We start from the raw sequence: 17,550 nt of genomic DNA, 5'->3' as shown, positions 1-17,550 counted from the left end.
TCGTCACCGTTTAAAGTTGAGTTTTCAACTCTCCTTATGTATGGCAGTAAGGTGACGTCAATCGTCATGTTTTATAAGCATTCTAAATTTCAAAAACAGCAAATGAACGGGCAATAAAGCGATGTCGGGCAAGCAGCCGAAGATGCCGCAGCAAGCGGGGAAAGGCGAGAATGAAAGCCTTCGTTTGGGGCAACTGCGCTTGCTGATCGCGTTTGATGCACTTCTTGTGGAAGGCAGCGTTGGCGGTGCTGCCAAGCAGATGGGCATGAGCATTGCGGCTATGAGCCGAGTGCTCGGTCAGATTCGGGAGAAGTTCAATGATCCCATTCTGGTTCGTTCGGGGCGAAGCATGGTAGCCACGCCGAAAGCAGAAGCCTTGCGTGGCCGTCTGCGGCGCTTGGCGAATGAAGCCGAAACGCTGTTGAACCTAGATCTGACTGAACTGCCGAAATCGAGCTGTAGCGAATACCACGGATGGAAGCGGAGCTCTATTATGGCGCCACCTCCGCTCGGTATTCGTAAGGTCGTGGAACTTGAAAACCATCCCACGCCGGAACAGCTTGCTGTGCAGTTCGCGAATATTCAGGGTGAGAACGATCCGGTTAGGAGGCTAGCAAAATACATTGCAGCAGTCGGGCGGAAGGTTGGGCATACCCGTCCTCTCGAAATGTCCGAAGCCGAAGATGCATTCACAACGATTTTCAAAGGCAACGCAGATCCGATGCAGATCAGCGCGTTGCTTCGTCTCATTCATTATCGCGGGGAAACTGCTCCGGAACTAGCGGGCATGGTGCGCGCAGCGAGACGTATTTATTCCGTGGACAGAGCATTCAACATACCTGCGTTGGATTGGCCAGCCTATCTGTCACCGAACTCCATGCAGTCCCCGTGGTTTATGCTTTCGGCCTTGCTCGTCGCAAGAGCTGGCTATCCCGTTGTTATGCACGGCAATTGCGGCACAGGTGAAGTCTCGGGCAAACTTGAATTGGCGGCGGAAGCTATCAATCTGCCGATAGCAACATCGCATTCGCTCGCGGAAAGCGCATTGAGGGCACACGGTATCTGCTTCATGCCGATAGCTGGTTTCGCTCCACAGATCTATTCGCTGCTGGCGCTCTACCCTTTGTTCGAGTCGCGCTCCTCAATGAACAGTCTCGTTCATCTTCTCAACCCGTTGAACCTCAGAGCGACATTCCTAGGTGTTACCCAGTCCACCTATCGCGAATTGCACCGCGATACGGGCGCCCTCCTTGGGACGCCGTCAATTTCAGTTGTTTCAACCAGCCGCGATGTTGCCGAGCTGGTTCCAAATAGAACCCATACGATCTATCGGTTGCTTGACGGTCGGGAAGCGGATTTGTTGCTGCCCACGCTTTCCAAAGAGAGCGGCGACAAGCATTCCAGCTTCAGCTCATTCGAATATTGGTATGGCGTCTGGTCCGGCGCGGCCGTGGATAAACGTGCTGAAAACACAATCGTCGCGACGGCGGCCGTGGCGATGATGACGGCGGCCTCCGCGGAAAACCAAAGCCATACGCAGTTCTTTGAGAGAGCTGAGGAACTTTGGCGCAATCGCCATAGTCGGGCCGCAGAATAAAGCGGAAGTCGCTGTAACTAGAGAATTTAAAATTACGTCATCTGCCACCAATATATACCTGCGAGCCGATGTCATGCTCGTGTGGTTGTGGGCCTTGTTTAACCCATCCGTTGACGGCCAAGTTGCGCTGGTTGCCCAAGTCGCCAAGGAACGGGTCGGGGGTATGCTATTGATCCGCGTGTTCGGGGCAGGCGACCCTCTAGTGATTGAGGCCGCCCGTATTTTGCCAGATGGCGGAGATTTTTGAAGCTGTGATTGCTGACAGGGCGGCGATGTGGGCTGTCAAATCGGTGTCAGATTTTGGCGATTTGCCAAGAAAACATTACGCCGACTTTCCGAAAATTTCGGCAAATTGACCGTAAAGTTGTCATTTTGAACAATTTGCCTCTCTAAATTTAGCAAATTCACGGCTTGATCGGTCTAGTCATCAATGGAAATCTCCCCCTATAAATGCGTATAGCGTGACTAGGGAGGGGACCGCTGAAATGCCTGTAATGCCCGAATTGTGTGCCGATACCATTGTTTATAATGGTACAATCTGGTGTGGATACGAAGAGGGTACGGTTGAAGCCCTGGCAATCTGGCAAGGCAAAGTTCTTGCTACGGGTACGAAGGACCAAATCTGGTCTTTGAAGGGCGATAATACACGTTTGATCGATTTGAGAGGACGCTTCGCTACGCCGGGATTGAACGATGCCCATCTGCATCTTGTTTCCGTCGGGCTGACACTCAAGTGGATCGACGCGACGCCGCAAGCGGCACCAACCTTGCAAAGCCTGCTTGATGCCATTCGCGACAAGGCTGCATCCGCCCCTCCTGGGACGTGGATAAAGGCACGCGGTTATGATCAGACCAAGCTTGATGTCGGTCGCCACCCACACAAGTCGGAACTTGATGCGGTTGCTCCAAACCATCCCGTTATGCTTGTACGTGCTTGTGGCCACGTATCGATCTTCAACTCGAAAGCCTTTGAAATGGCGGGTGTCGATGAAAACTCGCCTGTACCAGACGGCGGACTGATTGAGCAGAAGAATGGTGCTCTAACTGGAATGGTTGCAGAAAATGCGCAAGGGGCTGTCCGCAAGGCCATTCCCAAGCCAACGACAGAAGAGATGGTTGAGGCCATTGAAGCTGGGGGTAATATGCTTCTTTCCTATGGTATCACCAGCGTCATGGATGCAGCTGTCGGTCAGGTTGCGGGTTTCGACGAAATCCGTGCATATAATCTTGCCAAGCTGGACAAGCGTTTGCCAGTACGTACCTGGCTCGTACTTCTCGGTGACCCCGGACCGTCTATCGTTGAGGAATGCTATAAAGCTGGTCTCGTGTCGGGTGTTGGTGATGACATGCTGACGGTGGGAGCCGTGAAGATTTTTCTCGACGGCTCTGCAGGCGGACGAACGGCTTGGATGAGCAAACCTTATCTCGGCGATGATAACAATATTGGTGTCCAGATTTTGCCGGATGCGGAGCTGGAATCTCTAGTGCTGGATGCGCATAAAAAGGGCTATCAGTTAGCGTGCCACGCTATCGGCGATGCAGCCATCGGCCAGTTGATCACCGCGTATGAAAAGGCGCTCGCTGCTTATCCCGATCCAGATCGCCGTCATCGTATCGAACATTGCGGCTTCTCAACGCCGGAACAGCACGACCGGATGAAAAAGGCTGGCATCTATCCTTGCCCACAACAGGTTTTCATCTACGATTTCGGTGATTCTTATATTTCCGTTCTTGGCGAAGAGCGCGCAATTTCAAGCTATCCGCTGAAGACGTGGAAGGATTTGGGCTTCAAGCCCGCAACCGGCAGCGATGCACCAGTATGCCATCCAAATCCCTATCCGAACATCTATTCAATGTTGACGCGCGAAACCGGCAAGGGAACGGTGATGGATGCTCGCGAATGTGTGACTATTGAAGAGGCCTTGCAGGTCTACACGGAGTTCGGCGCGTTCTCTCAGAAGCTTGAGAATGTGAAGGGCAAGCTCATCCCGGGACAGGTCGCTGATATTGCGGTGTTCTCGCGCAACATGCTTACCGCGAAGCCGGAAGAGATTCTCAACGAAACGCATTGTGTTCTTACGATGCGCGACGGTCAGGTCGTATTCGAGCGGTCATGAAGCAAAATTCCCGCTTTATGGGAGCTATAAAAAGAATTGAAGCGTAAACGCTTCGGGGCAATTTCGGGCAGCGAAGTTCAGGCGTTGCTGCCCGACTAACGGTTCATATGAATCGCAAGAATGACAGTTATGAAGGGGAACAACATGAGAAAATTTGCTTTGCTGGCGGCACTGTCCGCAACTCTATTGGCTGGAACGGCAACTTATGCTGCTGACGAGCCGCGTGCGGGAGGTGTCGTCAATTTTGTCGCACCTTATGGAGACAGCTTTTCGACGCTCGACATTCAGGCTTCGCCCGCTACGCAGGACGAGTTCTACGCCAAAGCTATTCATCGCACACTGTATGATTGGGATGCTGATCTCAACAAGCCGGTACTTGGTCTTGCCACCGATGTGACTGTTTCCGACGACAGACTCGTCTATACTTACAAGCTTCGTCAGGATGCTTTTTTTCATAACGGAAAACCTCTGACGACAGACGACATTATCTGGAGCTATACTCGGATAATGGACCCGGAAAAGGCATTCCCGCCGGCACGCTACATAGCGGAGATCAAAGGGGCCGAGGAGTATACGCAGGGCAAGGCCGAGGAAATTTCCGGCCTAAAGAAGATTGATGATCATACGCTTGAAATCACGCTGAAGCAGCCGATTGATCCAGGCTTCCAGTTCATGCGCAATAACACAGCCATTTACCCGGCAGGTGAGGGCGACAGCGAAGAGTTTCAGCGTCACCCGATCGGCCTCGGACCGTATAAATTTGCCGAATATGTCCCCGGATCTCGCCTGACGGTTGAAAAGTGGGACAAGTATTATGAGAAGGGCAAACCTTACGCCGACAAGATCAACATCATGATTATGGGGGATGCAGCCGCACGCGACGTCGCGTTCCGCAACAAGGAAATTGACGTCGCCGTGCTCGGGCCCGCCCAGTATACGGCCTATCTCGCTGATCCGGAACTCGCGAAGAATATGGTCGAGGTAGCCGAGGTATATACGCGCGCCGTTGGCTTCAATCCCGATTTCAAGCCATTCCAGGACAAGCGCGTTCGTCAGGCAATCAATTACGCCATCGACAGCGATCTCATTATCAAGCGCCTCGTCAAAGACAAGGCTTATCGTGCTGTTGGGTGGCTTCCAAACTCATCGCCAGCCTTCGACAAGGATGCGAAGCCTTATCCGTATGATCCTGAAAAAGCGAAAGCTTTGCTTGTTGAAGCAGGGTATCCTGACGGTTTCGAGTTTGAGTTGACTGCAACGCAGAACGAGAGCTGGGGTTTGACCATCGTTCAGGCGATCATTCCAATGCTTGCTAAAGTCGGTATCAAGGTCAAGGCGAAGCCGGTGGAAGCGTCGGTGCTCGCAGACGTGGTTCCGGCTGGCAATTTCCAGGCCTATATGTGGTCCCTCGAAAGCGGACCGGATGCCCTGACCGCGATGCAGTGCTTCTATTCAACAACCCCACAATCAGCCTGTAATTACCAGAAGTTCTCCAATGCGGAATTCGACAAGATTGTCGATGAGGCAAAGGTGGCGAAAACCGAAGAAGAGAAGAATGAACTTCTGAAGAAGGCCAATAACCTGTTGCAGGAAGAAGCGCCGGTGTGGTTCTTCAACTACAATAAGGCTGTTATGGCACATCAGCCATGGTTGCATGGCCTGCAGCCGAACTCGGCGGAGCTTGCAGTTCAATCCTATGAAAAGCTGTGGGTGGACGAGACTGTTCCATCCGGTCGCTAACTTCAGCTGATCTGGATCGGCCCGCGCGATTTTGTGCGGGCCACGGATCCCCTTTGCTCCAGCGTAGTCAACGCTGATCCGAAAGGAGGACCATTTGCTCTATTTCATTCTCCGGCGCGTCTTGCAGATGATACCGACGGTTGTCGCTGTGTCACTACTGATTTTTGTCATTTTCAGCGTCGTTCCAGGCAGCATCGCTTCAGGTCTGATTGCCAATGGCAAGGGCATGAACGATCCGAAGATGGTCGAAAAGATTACTCAGGAATTCGGCCTCGACAAGCCTGTCCATGTGCGTTTTGGCAATTATCTGGTTCAACTGGCACAGTTTGATCTCGGTACGTCCTATCGATCAAGGCAGCCGGTTGTCTCACTTATTCAGGAGCGCATGTGGCCCACGCTGAAGCTTGCTTTTGCGGCTATGGGGTTCGCAATCCTGATAGGGGTACCACTCGGATTTATCGCCGCACTGAAACCGGGAAGCATTCTCGATAGCGTGACGATGATAGGGGCCGTATCGGGACTTTCGCTGCCACAGTTCTGGCTGGGCCTGCTGGCCATGTATCTCTTTGCACTGACACTCGGATGGCTCCCGAGTTTTGGTTATGGCGAGGGTGGTATAAGAAACATCATCCTTCCAGCCTTGACCTTGGGCGTTGCGCCTCTGGCGCTGCTTGCAAGAACAACGCGCGCAGCTGTCCTGGAAGTGATGGGGGCTGACTTCATACGTACCGCCCGCTCTAAAGGAATGAGTAGCTTTCGGTTGGTGAAATGGCATGTCATGCGCAATGCGCTGGTGCTGATTATCACGACAATCGGCCTACAGTTCGGGTCGATGATGGGGCAGGCCGTAGTGGTAGAGAAGCTTTTCTCATGGCCGGGTCTCGGCTCCTTGCTGATCGATAGTGTCTCTTTGCGCGACATTCCTGTGGTGCAGGGGGCAATTCTCGTAATCGTGTTGTGGTTCCTGGTTATCAATACGATCGTTGACATTCTTTACGCGGTTATCGACCCGCGCATAAGCCACGAGTAAGCCCATGAAGATGCGTTTTAATTTCGTATTCGGCGGTTTCGTGTGCATTGTAATTGTGGCTGCGGCTGTCTTCGCGCCACTGCTGACACACTATAATCCGGTTCTTGATGCCGATCTGATGAATGCCGAATTGCCGCCAGACGCACAATTCTGGTTCGGAACTGATGCTCAAGGTCGCGATGTTTATTCGCGCATTCTCTATGGCGCACAAGTGTCTTTGACCGTTGGCGTTGTCTCTCAGTGCATCAACACAGTTATCGGTCTGTGTTTTGGCATTTCTGCCGGTTATTTCGGCGGATGGTGGGACGATTTCGTCAACGGCCTCACCAATCTCATGCTGGCAATCCCGTCACTGATCTTCGCTTTGGCGATCATGGCTGTCTTGGGGCCTGGTTTGCCGAGCCTTCTGCTCGCACTTGGTTTGACAAACTGGTCATGGACTTGTCGAATTGCGCGGAGTTCCACACTGTCGCTCAAAAAACAGGGCTATATTCAGGCGGCTAAGATGCTTGGTTACAGCGATGTACGCATCATGATCACGCAGATCGTGCCCAATATGATCGGGCCTATTCTCGTGATTGGCACACTCGGAATGGGCGATGCAATTCTCGCAGAAGCAGCACTTTCCTATCTTGGTCTCGGTATCAGTCCACCAGATCCAAGCTGGGGCAACATGCTCACCGATGCGCGCGAGCTGATCGTGAACGCGCCTTGGGCTGCAGTGTTTCCCGGTCTGGCCATCTTTTTCACGGTACTTGGGCTCAATCTGTTCGGTGACGGTCTTCGTGACTCGCTCGATCCGCATATGAGGACGCGCAAGGTATGAGTGAACAAGCACTTCTTGAGGTAGAGAACCTTCGGATCGATATCGTCTCCGGCTCGAGCAAACATAATGTCGTCGAAGACGTATCGTTCACCATCGAAGCTGGCGAGACATTCGGTCTGGTTGGAGAGTCCGGTTGCGGAAAGAGCATCACTGCACTGTCGATGATAGGGCTTCTGCGCAAGCCGCTGTCGATAACCGGAGGAGCGATCCGCTTTAAAGGGCAGGATCTGCGGTCCATCTCGTCGCGCGAAATGCGCAAGCTGCGCGGCAACCGTATAGCGATGATCTTTCAGGAGCCGATGACGGCCCTCAATCCGCTGTCGCCAGTAGGTCGGCAGATTGCAGAAATGTTTGTGCTGCACCAAGGCGCTACTTGGCATGAGGCGGAGCGCAAGGCTGTTGAATCGCTTGCCAGTGTTCAGGTTCCTGCGCCGGAGCAACGTGTGAAGAACTATCCGCATCAGATGTCGGGGGGTATGCGCCAGCGCGTGATGATCGCAATTGCACTTGCGTGCAACCCCGATCTGCTGATTGCTGATGAACCTACGACCGCGCTCGATGTGACGGTTCAGGCAGAAATTCTGCGTTTGATGCAGGAACTCTGCTCAGCGCGAGGGACTTCCGTTCTCATGATCAGTCACGATCTGGGTGTAATCGCAAAAATGTGCCGTCGTGTCGGTGTGATGTATGCAGGGCATCTGGTTGAAGAACGCATCACAGCGGGACTGTTTCATCATCCGGCGCATCCTTATACGCATGGTCTGCTGGCTTCTCTACCGCAGCTTGGCTCGCGCCAGAAAGATGGCCAGCTGCGGCTGCAAGAAATCGAAGGCGTCGTGCCATCAATTTCCGCTTTTCCAGAAGGCTGCAGGTTTGAGCCGCGTTGTATGCGCGCGACCGATGTGTGTCGTGCACAAAAGCCCGGCCGGACGTCACTTGAGGACGCCGGTGTGGTGAGGTGTTTCCATCATGAATGACATGCATTCAACCAAATTGGCAGAGCCATTGGTCCGCATCGATAATATCTGCGTTTACTTCCCGGTGAGCGGAGGCATTTTCAGTCGCTCCAAACAATTGCTGCGCGCCGTAAACAATCTCAGCCTGACTCTCAACAAGGGTGAATGCCTTTCGATTGTGGGAGAGTCTGGTTGTGGTAAGTCCACACTGGCGCTTTCCATCGTTGGATTGCAGAAGCCAACGAGTGGGCAGATATATTTCGAAGGACGCCCGATCACCGGTAAAGAGGAACCCTCGCGACTGGAACGGGCGAAAATGGCCCAGATGGTCTTTCAGGATCCGTTCGCTTCACTCAATCCGAGGCAGACAGTCTTCACATCACTGGCCGCGCCTTTACGACTTCACGGTGTGAGATCGCGCAGCGAAGTGGAGGGCCGTATCGAAGAAATTTTGCGTCTCGTCGGTTTGAAACCAGAGCAAGCAAAGCGCTTTCCGCACGAGTTTTCGGGCGGACAACGCCAGCGTATTGGAATTGCGCGGGCATTGCTGCTTAATCCGAAAGTTATCGTGCTTGATGAGCCTGTATCGGCGCTTGATGTTTCAATCCGGGCCCAGATCATCAATCTGCTGCTGGAGCTGAAGGAGCGCCTTGGTCTTTCCTACATTATGATCAGCCATGATTTGAGCGTCGTTGAGCACATGAGTGATCGTGTGGCGGTGATGTACTTCGGCCAGATTGTTGAAAGCGGTCCGTGGGATCGGATATTCTCAAATCCAACCCATCCTTACACGCGGCGACTGATTTCGGCTATTCCCGATCCAATGACGGAGCTGACCGGTGGCCGTTTGATTGATGATCAAAACCCGCCTAAAGCTCCTCAAGGATATGGATTTTATCCTGAAAGCTTCGGGACACATGATGTTCATGAAGTGCCGCCACCGACGCAGTTCATCGATATTGGCGGCGGCCAGCGTATTCGTGTTATCGAGGAAGTTTGAATTTCAAGTGGAAAATCAAAAAGCGCCTCTAAACGGCGCTTTTTGCTTGTCTTCGTTTGCGGATCATCCGCTGATAAGTTTTACTTCCATGAAGTCTTCCAGACCCCACTTGCCGCCTTCACGCCCATTGCCCGATTGTTTATAGCCACCAAATGGGCTGCCAGGTGCGCGCGATGTGCCGTTGATCTGCACCATGCCAGCGCGCAATTTGCGCGCCACACGTTTTGCGCGTTCTGGATTACCGGTCTGAATATAAGCTGCCAGTCCATATGGCGTGTCATTGGCAATCGCGATTGCTTCTTCTTCGGTATCGAACGGGATCATTGCAAGTACCGGTCCGAAGATTTCTTCACGGGCAATCGTCATGTCATTGGTCACGTCGGCAAAGACGGTCGGCTTGACGAAATCACCTTCGGTAAACCCTTCGGGACGCCCGGTTCCGCCTGCTACAAGCCGCGCACCTTCATCGATGCCTTTCTGGATCAGTTGCTGAACCTTCTCGAACTGGATCGAAGAGGAAAGCGGACCGATATGATCCCCTTCTTCTGATGGGTCGCCAACCTTCGTATCGTCAGTTACCTTCTTGGCGAGCTCAACCGCCTTGTCGTAGACTGAGCGTTCCACAAGCATGCGTGTCGGCGCATTGCAGGATTGGCCGGTATTCTCGAAGCAATGTGCAAGACTGCGCGCGATGGTCTTCTCCAGATCGGTATCGGCGAACACGATGTTCGGTGACTTGCCGCCAAGCTCCAGCGAAACGCGCTTAACTGTTGCTGCTGCTGCCCGCGAAACCGCTGCTCCTGCGCGGGTCGAACCGGTAAAGGACATCATGTCGACATCTGGATGCTGCGACAATGCTTCGCCAACGACATTGCCTTCTCCATTGACCAGATTGAAAACGCCTTTCGGGAATCCTGCCTGATCAACAAATTCCGCAAACAACATGGCCGACATTGGCGCGATCTCGGACGGTTTCAGGACGACGGTGCAGCCAACAGCAAGTGCAGGAATAACTTTCAGCGCGATCTGGTTCATTGGCCAGTTCCATGGGGTAATGAGGCCGCAAACGCCGATCGGTTCACGCACGACAATCTGGTTCGGATGTTTTGGAGAAAGAACCTCTTCGAATTCGAAGTTCTCGAACGCCGCGATGAACGCCTTGGCATGCGAGAGGCCCGCTGTGGCCTGCGATTCCCGTGCAAGCGTGATTGGCGCGCCCATTTCGAGTGAAATTGCCTTAGCCATTTCTTCCAGACGGCTTTCGTAAATTTCCACTAGCCTTCGGATATAGCCGATACGTTCTTCTGCTGGCGTCTCGCTCCAGGAAGGGAAAGCCTTGCGAGCGGCTGCGACCGCTAGATCGATATCCTTCGAAGTACCAGCTGAGATGACAGCAAAAGGCTTTTCGTTAGCGGGATTAATGACCTCAATGGTCTTGGCTTCTATCGGCGCGCGCCAGGCTCCATCAATATAGAAGTTCGTTTTCTGATCGAGGTTTTTCTGAAGCATTGTGCCATCCTCCGCCGCGCTTAATCTTCAGGGCCAGCGCAATAAGCCACCCCCGATTTTTGTTTGACACTAATGCTCCGACATGGCGGCGTCAAAACAGAAGGACGCATTGAAACATCAATTTTTCTTATTCATTGTCGTAGGCTTCGACGTCAAAGCCCAAGGCGACCAGTCCTTCTTCCAGGTAATCTCCCAGAAGTGGTGTGCCTATAAGATATTTGGCTTCCCGGCCATTGTCGCGATCGGCGGCGGTTGAGAGGGCTTCGTCCCATTCATCAGCGCTGAAGTCGCCGCGACCAACCCACATTAGCGCCAGTAATTCCTGTCGCTCATCGATATTCAGGGAGCGAATAGCCGCAAAAAGTTCCTTGCGGGTGGGATTGGCCAGCGAGGCATCAAGAATATCAACTTCATTGTCGTCGCTGGCGTTGGAACCTGATTCTTCATCAGTCGCGGGAACCTGAACATCATATTCCCGAGCTTTGGCAATTATAAATTCCACATTCTCGATATTGTTGACCAGCTCGACCACGCTCGCCTCCGTCATCTTGGTTGTTTGGCAAACAACGCTTTTGCAAGGGCTTGGTTCCGGCTTACTCAGGTAACCGGATCAGCTTCGCGCAGTCTGTAGCCAACGCCTGTTTCGGTTAGAATATAATGTGGCTGGTCTGGGGATTTTTCAATCTTCTGTCGTAGCTGACGGACGTAGATACGAAGATATTGAACGTCAGCCGCAGGGCCCCATACCTGGCTGAGAATGAAATGGTGCGTCAGCACTTTCCCGGCGTGCTGTACGAGAAGGCGAAGGATGTCGTATTCCTTCGGCGACAATTTAACTTCTTCGCCATTGAGTTTTACAATGCGGCGTACAAGATCGACCGTGAGCCCGTTGCATTGGAAAAGCGGCTTTTCTCCCTGCTGTTGCAGCCTGTGGCGTAGCGCCACCCGCAGACGCGCAGCAAGTTCCTTCATACCGAAAGGTTTTGGAATGTAATCATCAGCTCCTTCTTCAAGAGCGCGGACGATTCCAGCCTCATCGGTCCGGCTTGAGAGGATGAGAATGGGCAACGTTATGCCAGTTTCCCTCCAACGTTGCAGCAGAGCATGCCCGTCAGTATCAGGAAGACCCAGATCAAGAAGCACGATATCAGGCCTTTCCGTTGCAACTAGCGTATCAGCTTCGCTGCCATTCACCGCCTCGACGACGGTATAGCCTTCCGTCATCAGTCCAACCCGCAGTAGTTTGCGGATAGCGGGTTCATCGTCGACAACAAGAACTTTCAATTTCGGCTCGGTCATGTGTTTCTGTCAACTTCATCAGCCGCAATGGGCAAAGTAATTGTAAAGGCGGCACCGGTGCCTTCATGCCGATTGCCTGCCCGAATAGAACCTCCCATCGCTTCGATGAAGCCGCGAGCGATTGAAAGCCCCAGTCCGGTCCCAGCTTGCACATGGTCACCCTTACGCACACGATAGAATGTATCGAATACACGTTCCAGATCGTCCGGCGGAATACCTGGACCCCGATCACTGATTTCCAGCGTTATAAGAGAAGGCCCAGCATGGGCCTTTATCGTAATCGGTGTGTTGTCAGGGGCATATTTGGCTGCATTGTCGAGCAAATTGAACAAGACCTGCTCAAACAGAACGGGATCAAGCTGCACCATAGGCAAATCAGCTGGAACAGCAATGTTGACCTGATGATGGATCAGGATCTTGGCTGCGCGATTGAGTGCAGCCCCGATGAGGTCGCCAACATAATGAAGCGACAGATTGGGCTTCATTGCACCGGCTTCGATCTTTGTCATATCAAGGAGGTTGGCGATGAAGCGGTTCAAACGTTCCGATTGATCCACCATGGTTGCGACCAGATCGAACCGGTCGGCATCTGGCAGTGAGTTGGAATAATCACGCAATGTTGTGGCTGCACCAAGAATTGCGGCCAGCGGGGTCTTCAGATCATGCGAGATTGAGGTGAGCAGGGCCGAACGTAGCTTGTCGGCTTCAGCTGCAAGCTTGGCGCGTTCAACATCACCGACAAGCTGAACACGTTCGATGGCAATAGCAGCCTGATCTGCCAACGCTTCGAAGAGGCGTTGCTGTTCAGGCGTAAGGATAGGCCCCATGCGATCATTGTCGAGCCCGATGACACCCACGGATGTTCGTGCGGTTTTGAGAGGCAGATAGAGCCGCTTGGCGCCCGGCAACGTATTAGCTCCACGCCCTGCGGGAAGGTCGTGTTCCCAAGTCCAGTGTGCGGCAGCGATATCAGCATCATCCAGGGTGTCATCGGGCGGATACGCGCCCCTGACCGCAATGTTGTTTCCTTCAGGCAGCAGGATCACGACGCGGACCTTGAGCATCGATGCGATCTGGAATGCGGTGGCCCATAGGACGTCATCGAGTGATCCGGTTCCCGCCAGCTTTTTGCTGAAAAGATACAGGTCTTCCGTCATACGCGCGCGTTGTCGCGCGGCTGCGGCTTGCCGTTGAACGCGGCTCGCCAGATTACTGGCAATAAAACTCACAAACAGAAAAAAAATCAGCGCGACGACGCTTTCGGGATCGGCGATGGAGAGCGTGTAGAGGGGAGAAAGAAAGAAGAAGTTATAGGCCAAAGCACTCAGTATGGACGCGAAAAGCGCTGGCCAAAGACCGAGGGTGACAGCGACGCCGAGGACACCGACGACAAACACCAGAGCTATGCTGCGGACGTCCAGAAACTGGTCGAGTAGCAATCCCGCGATAAGCGCCGCGCCAGTCATGGCCACACCACTCAGATAGGGTCGGAACTCGAGCTTCCTTTTCTGCTTGGCGGTGTTAACCTCGCGGCTGGGGCCTCCGTTTTCGTATTTGACACCTGCTGTTATGTGAATATCGATTGCGCCGGAAAGCCGGACAAGCTCGCGCGCAATGGATCCTTCAACCGTCTCACGCCAGCGCGACTTTATGGACTTTCCGGCAACGATCTGGGTGAAGTTGTGGGTTGAAGCGTAGCGAACAATATCTTCGGCTACAGATTGGCCCGGGATAATGATTGTTTCCCCGCCAAGCTGTTCCGCAAGTCTTAATGTGGTGGCAAGCCTGTCTTTTGCTTCTTCGGTAAGTCTAGCAGAATGTGCGGTTTCAATATGAATTGCTGCCCAAGGCGCACGAAGACGGTCCGCGAGCCGACGCGCATAACGAACCAGTGATATACTGGCGGGTCGATCATCGATGGCAACCAATATACGGTCGCCTGCTGCCCAGGGGCCTTCAATGGCGTGGGCCCGCATATGGCTGAGCAGTTGTTCATCTACACGCTGGGCCGTACGGCGTAGTGCCAATTCGCGCAGAGCAGTCAGATTTCCTGGAGAAAAATAGTTGCGGATCGCTCGCTTTGCAGTTTTCGGAAGATAAATCTTTCCTTCATTGAGCCTCTTGATGAGATCATTCGGCGTGAGATCAATCAATTCGATGTCATCGGCACGATCAATGATACTATCGGGCACGGTTTCACGTACTCGGATGCGGGTGATTTGTGCCACGACATCGTTAAGGCTTTCCACGTGCTGGATATTGAGCGTGGTATAGACATCTATCCCACGTGACAGGATTTCTTCCACATCCTGATACCGCTTGGGATGCCGGCTGCCCGGTGCGTTGGTGTGTGCCAGTTCATCCACAAGAACCAGTTGCGGCCTTCGATCCAAAACGGCGTCGATATCCATCTCATCAAGTTCATGACCGCGATAGGTCACGTGTGCACGGGGAACAATGTCAAGCCCTTCAGTCAGGGCTTCGGTTTCCGCTCGCCCATGTGTTTCCACGACGCCGATGACGACATCCGTTCCATCGGCTTTGCGCGCGCGGCCAGACATCAGCATTTCATAGGTCTTGCCGACACCTGGCGCAGCACCGAGAAATATTTTCAGGCGGCCACGCGTCTCGCGTTCCGCCTGTTCCAGCAAAGCATCGGGGGAGGGTCTGTTCTCGCCGAAGCGAAATGGTTCCGATGTCAAGTAATAGCTCCTGGAAGGAAAGGGGCGGCAAATCATGCCGCCGCCAGTTTATTCTACTTGGTACCTGTTCTGTCCAGAATAAGATTGAGCTTCAAAACATTGACTACCGGTTCACCGAGGAACCCGAGTTTACGGGCTTCAACCTGTTTCTCGACAATTCCACGCAATGCTGCCTCATCAATGCCGCGCGCTTTCGCAACGCGAGGCACCTGATAAAAAGCTGCTTCCGGCGAAATATGTGGATCGAGACCGCTTGCAGATGTTGTCACAAGGTCAATCGGGGGTGGCACAGAGTTTTCGTCTTGCAACAGAGCAGCCGCGTCTGCTTTCATCCGTTCAATCAGTTTTGGGTTGGTTGGACCGAGATTGGAGCCGCCAGAACTTGCGGCATCATAACCGTTTTGTCCTGCGGCGGACGGGCGGCCGTGAAAATAGCGGTCACCAGTGAAACGTTGTCCGATCAATTCTGAGCCGATAATCGAGCCGTCTCTTTCGATAAGGCTCCCACTGGCTTTGCCCGGAAAAATCGCCTGGGCGATACCCGTCATGCCGAGCGGGTAGAGTAAGCCCGTGATGACGGTAAGCGACACAATCATGACAAGTGCTGGACGAAGTTGTTTCAGCATTTTTGCTAATCCTTATGCGAGGCCAAGTGCGGTAATGGCCATATCGATGGCCTTGATGCCGATGAATGGTACGATGACGCCGCCGAGGCCGTAGATCAGAAGATTGCGTGAAAGCAGGGCGCCCGCGCCGACGGGCTTGTAGGTTACGCCTTTCAACGATAGCGGGATTAGCGCCACGATAATCAACGCGTTGAAAATGATGGCCGACAGGATGGCGCTCTGTGGCGTAGCCAGACCCATGATATTGAGTGCACCAAGCTGGGGATAAAAGGCCAGAAACATCGCCGGAATAATTGCAAAGTACTTTGCGATGTCGTTGGCGATGGAGAATGTGGTCAACGCTCCACGCGTCATCAGCAATTGCTTGCCTATTTCAACTATCTCGATGAGTTTTGTGGGATCGCTGTCGAGATCGACCATATTGCCGGCTTCACGCGCGGCTACCGTGCCGGTGTTCATTGCCACCCCCACATCGGCTTGGGCAAGGGCGGGCGCGTCATTGGTGCCGTCGCCGCACATTGCAACGAGTTTACCCTTGGCTTGTTCCTCACGAATGAGCGACAGTTTGTTTTCTGGGGTCGCTTGGGCAAGGAAGTCGTCCACACCGGCTTCAGCGGCGATCGCCGCCGCTGTCATCGGATTGTCGCCGGTAATCATGACCGTACGGATGCCCATCCGGCGCAGTTCCGCGAAGCGTTCATGGATGCCACCTTTGACGATGTCTTTCAGGTGCACGACCCCGAGAAGAAGCCCGTCCTTGGCAACAGCAAGCGGTGTGCCACCAGCCTTGGCGATTGTGTCAGCGATTGATTGCAACTCCGACAGCTTCCTTTCGTCAGTGCGCTTGCCCTGTCCCACATAGGCAAGCACTGCATCGACTGCACCTTTGCGAATGACGCAGCCTTCAACATCGACTCCGCTCATGCGGCTCTGTGCCGTGAACGGTACAAAATGTGCCTGAAGCCCCTGCATATCGCGACCCCGCAAACCATACTTTTCCTTGGCTAGAACGACGATGGAACGGCCTTCCGGCGTTTCGTCGGCAAGCGAGGCCAGTTGTGCAGCATCGGCGAGCATTTGCTCGGTTACGCCGCTGACGGGGACAAAAGCAGTTGCCTGACGATTACCGAGTGTGATCGTTCCGGTTTTGTCGAGAAGCAGTGTGTCGACGTCGCCCGCGGCTTCCACCGCCCGACCGGACATGGCGAGCACGTTGAAGCGCACCAGGCGGTCCATGCCTGCAATGCCTATAGCTGAAAGCAAAGCGCCGATTGTGGTCGGGATCAGCGTGACGAAGAGTGCAACCAGCACCGTGACGGGGATATAGCCGCCTGCATAGGTGGCAAAGCTTGGGATCGTAACAACGGCAAGAACAAATATCAGTGTCATGCCTGCAAGTAGAATATTGAGAGCGATCTCATTCGGTGTTTTCTTGCGCTCGGCACCCTCGACGAGACTAATCATCTTGTCGATGAAGGTGGAGCCTTGCGCGGCTGTGATACGAACCTTGATCCAGTCGGACAAGACTTGTGTGCCACCTGTAACAGCAGAGCGGTCGCCGCCGGACTCGCGGATGACGGGCGCTGATTCCCCTGTGATGGCGGCTTCGTTGACGGAGGCCACCCCTTCGATGACTTCTCCGTCTGAGGGAATGATGTCATGGGCTTCCACCAGAACGATATCGCCGACTTTCAGGCTCGTTCCTGGCACGGTTTTCCAGTTGGGGCCTTCGGAACTATCCAGAAGTTTGGCTTGCGTTTCCGTTCGCGTCCGGCGCAATGAATCCGCCTGTGCTTTGCCGCGGCCTTCTGCGACGGCCTCGGCAAAATTCGCAAACAGAACTGTGAACCACAGCCATAGGACGATCTGGAATGAAAAACCTACATTTGGATTGCCCGTGGCCGCGTCTTTCAGAAGCAACAATGTTGTAAGTAGTGAAACGACGGCAACCACAAACATTACCGGATTGCGTGCAAGGCTCTTTGGGTTGAGCTTGCGAAAGGCATCGCCAATGGCAGGTAAAAGAATGCGGGCATCGAGAATGCTCGTGGATTTGGACTGGCTCATAACAGAGGCTCCAGTAAAATTACGTTTCCGTTCGGAGAAGCTCAGATCAAGCCGACAAGCTGAACCGCAAGAAAAAGGACG

At 53.5% G+C, this 17,550-nt stretch carries 14 protein-coding genes; 8 read left to right on the top strand and 6 right to left on the bottom strand.

Going from position 1 to position 17,550, the window contains the following annotated elements; all coding sequences use genetic code 11:
* Window positions 1-121 precede the first annotated feature (121 nt).
* The 8 genes from FJQ48_RS06910 (at window position 122) to FJQ48_RS06880 (ending at window position 9,266) form a co-directional block, all read left to right on the top strand.
* Complete coding sequence (locus FJQ48_RS06910) at window positions 122-1,597, top strand: glycosyl transferase family protein (RefSeq protein WP_139974438.1); 1,476 nt, start codon at window positions 122-124, stop codon at window positions 1,595-1,597.
* 73 nt (window positions 1,598-1,670) lie between these two features.
* Window positions 1,671-1,844, top strand: coding sequence for a hypothetical protein (locus FJQ48_RS22550; RefSeq protein ID WP_210236247.1), 174 nt, complete (start codon window positions 1,671-1,673; stop codon window positions 1,842-1,844).
* Window positions 1,845-2,082: 238 nt separating this feature from the next.
* The gene (locus tag FJQ48_RS06905) at window positions 2,083-3,714 is read left to right on the top strand and encodes an amidohydrolase (protein WP_139974437.1); all 1,632 of its coding nucleotides are present in this window, start codon (window positions 2,083-2,085) and stop codon (window positions 3,712-3,714) included.
* Window positions 3,715-3,858: 144 nt separating this feature from the next.
* Entirely contained in the window at window positions 3,859-5,454 is a 1,596-nt protein-coding gene (locus FJQ48_RS06900; RefSeq protein WP_139974436.1) for an ABC transporter substrate-binding protein, read from the top strand.
* A gap of 94 nt (window positions 5,455-5,548) precedes the next feature.
* Window positions 5,549-6,484 (top strand): ABC transporter permease, encoded by a 936-nt coding sequence (locus FJQ48_RS06895; protein ID WP_139974435.1) that lies wholly within the window; start codon window positions 5,549-5,551, stop codon window positions 6,482-6,484.
* 4 nt (window positions 6,485-6,488) lie between these two features.
* Window positions 6,489-7,310, top strand: a complete 822-nt coding sequence (locus FJQ48_RS06890; protein WP_139974434.1) for an ABC transporter permease — start codon at window positions 6,489-6,491, stop codon at window positions 7,308-7,310.
* The gene (locus FJQ48_RS06885) at window positions 7,307-8,287 is read left to right on the top strand and encodes an ABC transporter ATP-binding protein (protein WP_139974433.1); all 981 of its coding nucleotides are present in this window, start codon (window positions 7,307-7,309) and stop codon (window positions 8,285-8,287) included. The genes FJQ48_RS06890 and FJQ48_RS06885 overlap by 4 nt, the downstream gene beginning before the upstream one ends.
* A complete protein-coding gene (locus FJQ48_RS06880) occupies window positions 8,280-9,266 on the top strand; it encodes an ATP-binding cassette domain-containing protein (RefSeq protein WP_139974432.1) in 987 nt (328 codons plus the stop codon). The genes FJQ48_RS06885 and FJQ48_RS06880 overlap by 8 nt, the downstream gene beginning before the upstream one ends.
* Window positions 9,267-9,329: 63 nt before the next feature.
* Here the strand turns inward: FJQ48_RS06880 and FJQ48_RS06875 are convergent, their stop codons facing one another.
* The 6 genes from FJQ48_RS06875 to kdpB all read right to left on the bottom strand — a co-directional run bounded on the left by FJQ48_RS06875 (window position 9,330) and on the right by kdpB (window position 17,469).
* The gene (locus tag FJQ48_RS06875) at window positions 9,330-10,775 is read right to left on the bottom strand and encodes an aldehyde dehydrogenase family protein (RefSeq protein WP_139974431.1); all 1,446 of its coding nucleotides are present in this window, start codon (window positions 10,773-10,775) and stop codon (window positions 9,330-9,332) included.
* Window positions 10,776-10,902: 127 nt separating this feature from the next.
* A complete protein-coding gene (locus FJQ48_RS06870; protein WP_139974430.1) occupies window positions 10,903-11,307 on the bottom strand; it encodes a DUF3775 domain-containing protein in 405 nt (134 codons plus the stop codon).
* Window positions 11,308-11,372: 65 nt separating this feature from the next.
* Window positions 11,373-12,074, bottom strand: coding sequence for a response regulator transcription factor (locus FJQ48_RS06865; protein WP_139974429.1), 702 nt, complete (start codon window positions 12,072-12,074; stop codon window positions 11,373-11,375).
* The gene (locus FJQ48_RS06860; RefSeq protein ID WP_139974428.1) at window positions 12,071-14,776 is read right to left on the bottom strand and encodes a sensor histidine kinase KdpD; all 2,706 of its coding nucleotides are present in this window, start codon (window positions 14,774-14,776) and stop codon (window positions 12,071-12,073) included. The genes FJQ48_RS06865 and FJQ48_RS06860 overlap by 4 nt, the downstream gene beginning before the upstream one ends.
* Window positions 14,777-14,829: 53 nt before the next feature.
* Window positions 14,830-15,402, bottom strand: a complete 573-nt coding sequence (gene kdpC / locus FJQ48_RS06855; RefSeq protein ID WP_139974427.1) for a potassium-transporting ATPase subunit KdpC — start codon at window positions 15,400-15,402, stop codon at window positions 14,830-14,832.
* A gap of 12 nt (window positions 15,403-15,414) precedes the next feature.
* Entirely contained in the window at window positions 15,415-17,469 is a 2,055-nt protein-coding gene (gene kdpB, locus FJQ48_RS06850; protein ID WP_139974426.1) for a potassium-transporting ATPase subunit KdpB, read from the bottom strand.
* Window positions 17,470-17,550 lie beyond the last annotated feature (81 nt).

It is taken from the genome of Ochrobactrum sp. CGA5 (genome assembly GCF_006345815.1).
In the GTDB taxonomy this organism is placed as follows: Bacteria; Pseudomonadota; Alphaproteobacteria; order Rhizobiales; family Rhizobiaceae; genus Brucella.
The sequence above is the reverse complement of the archived record's forward strand: the minus strand, read 5'-3'. Positions and strand labels throughout refer to the sequence as shown.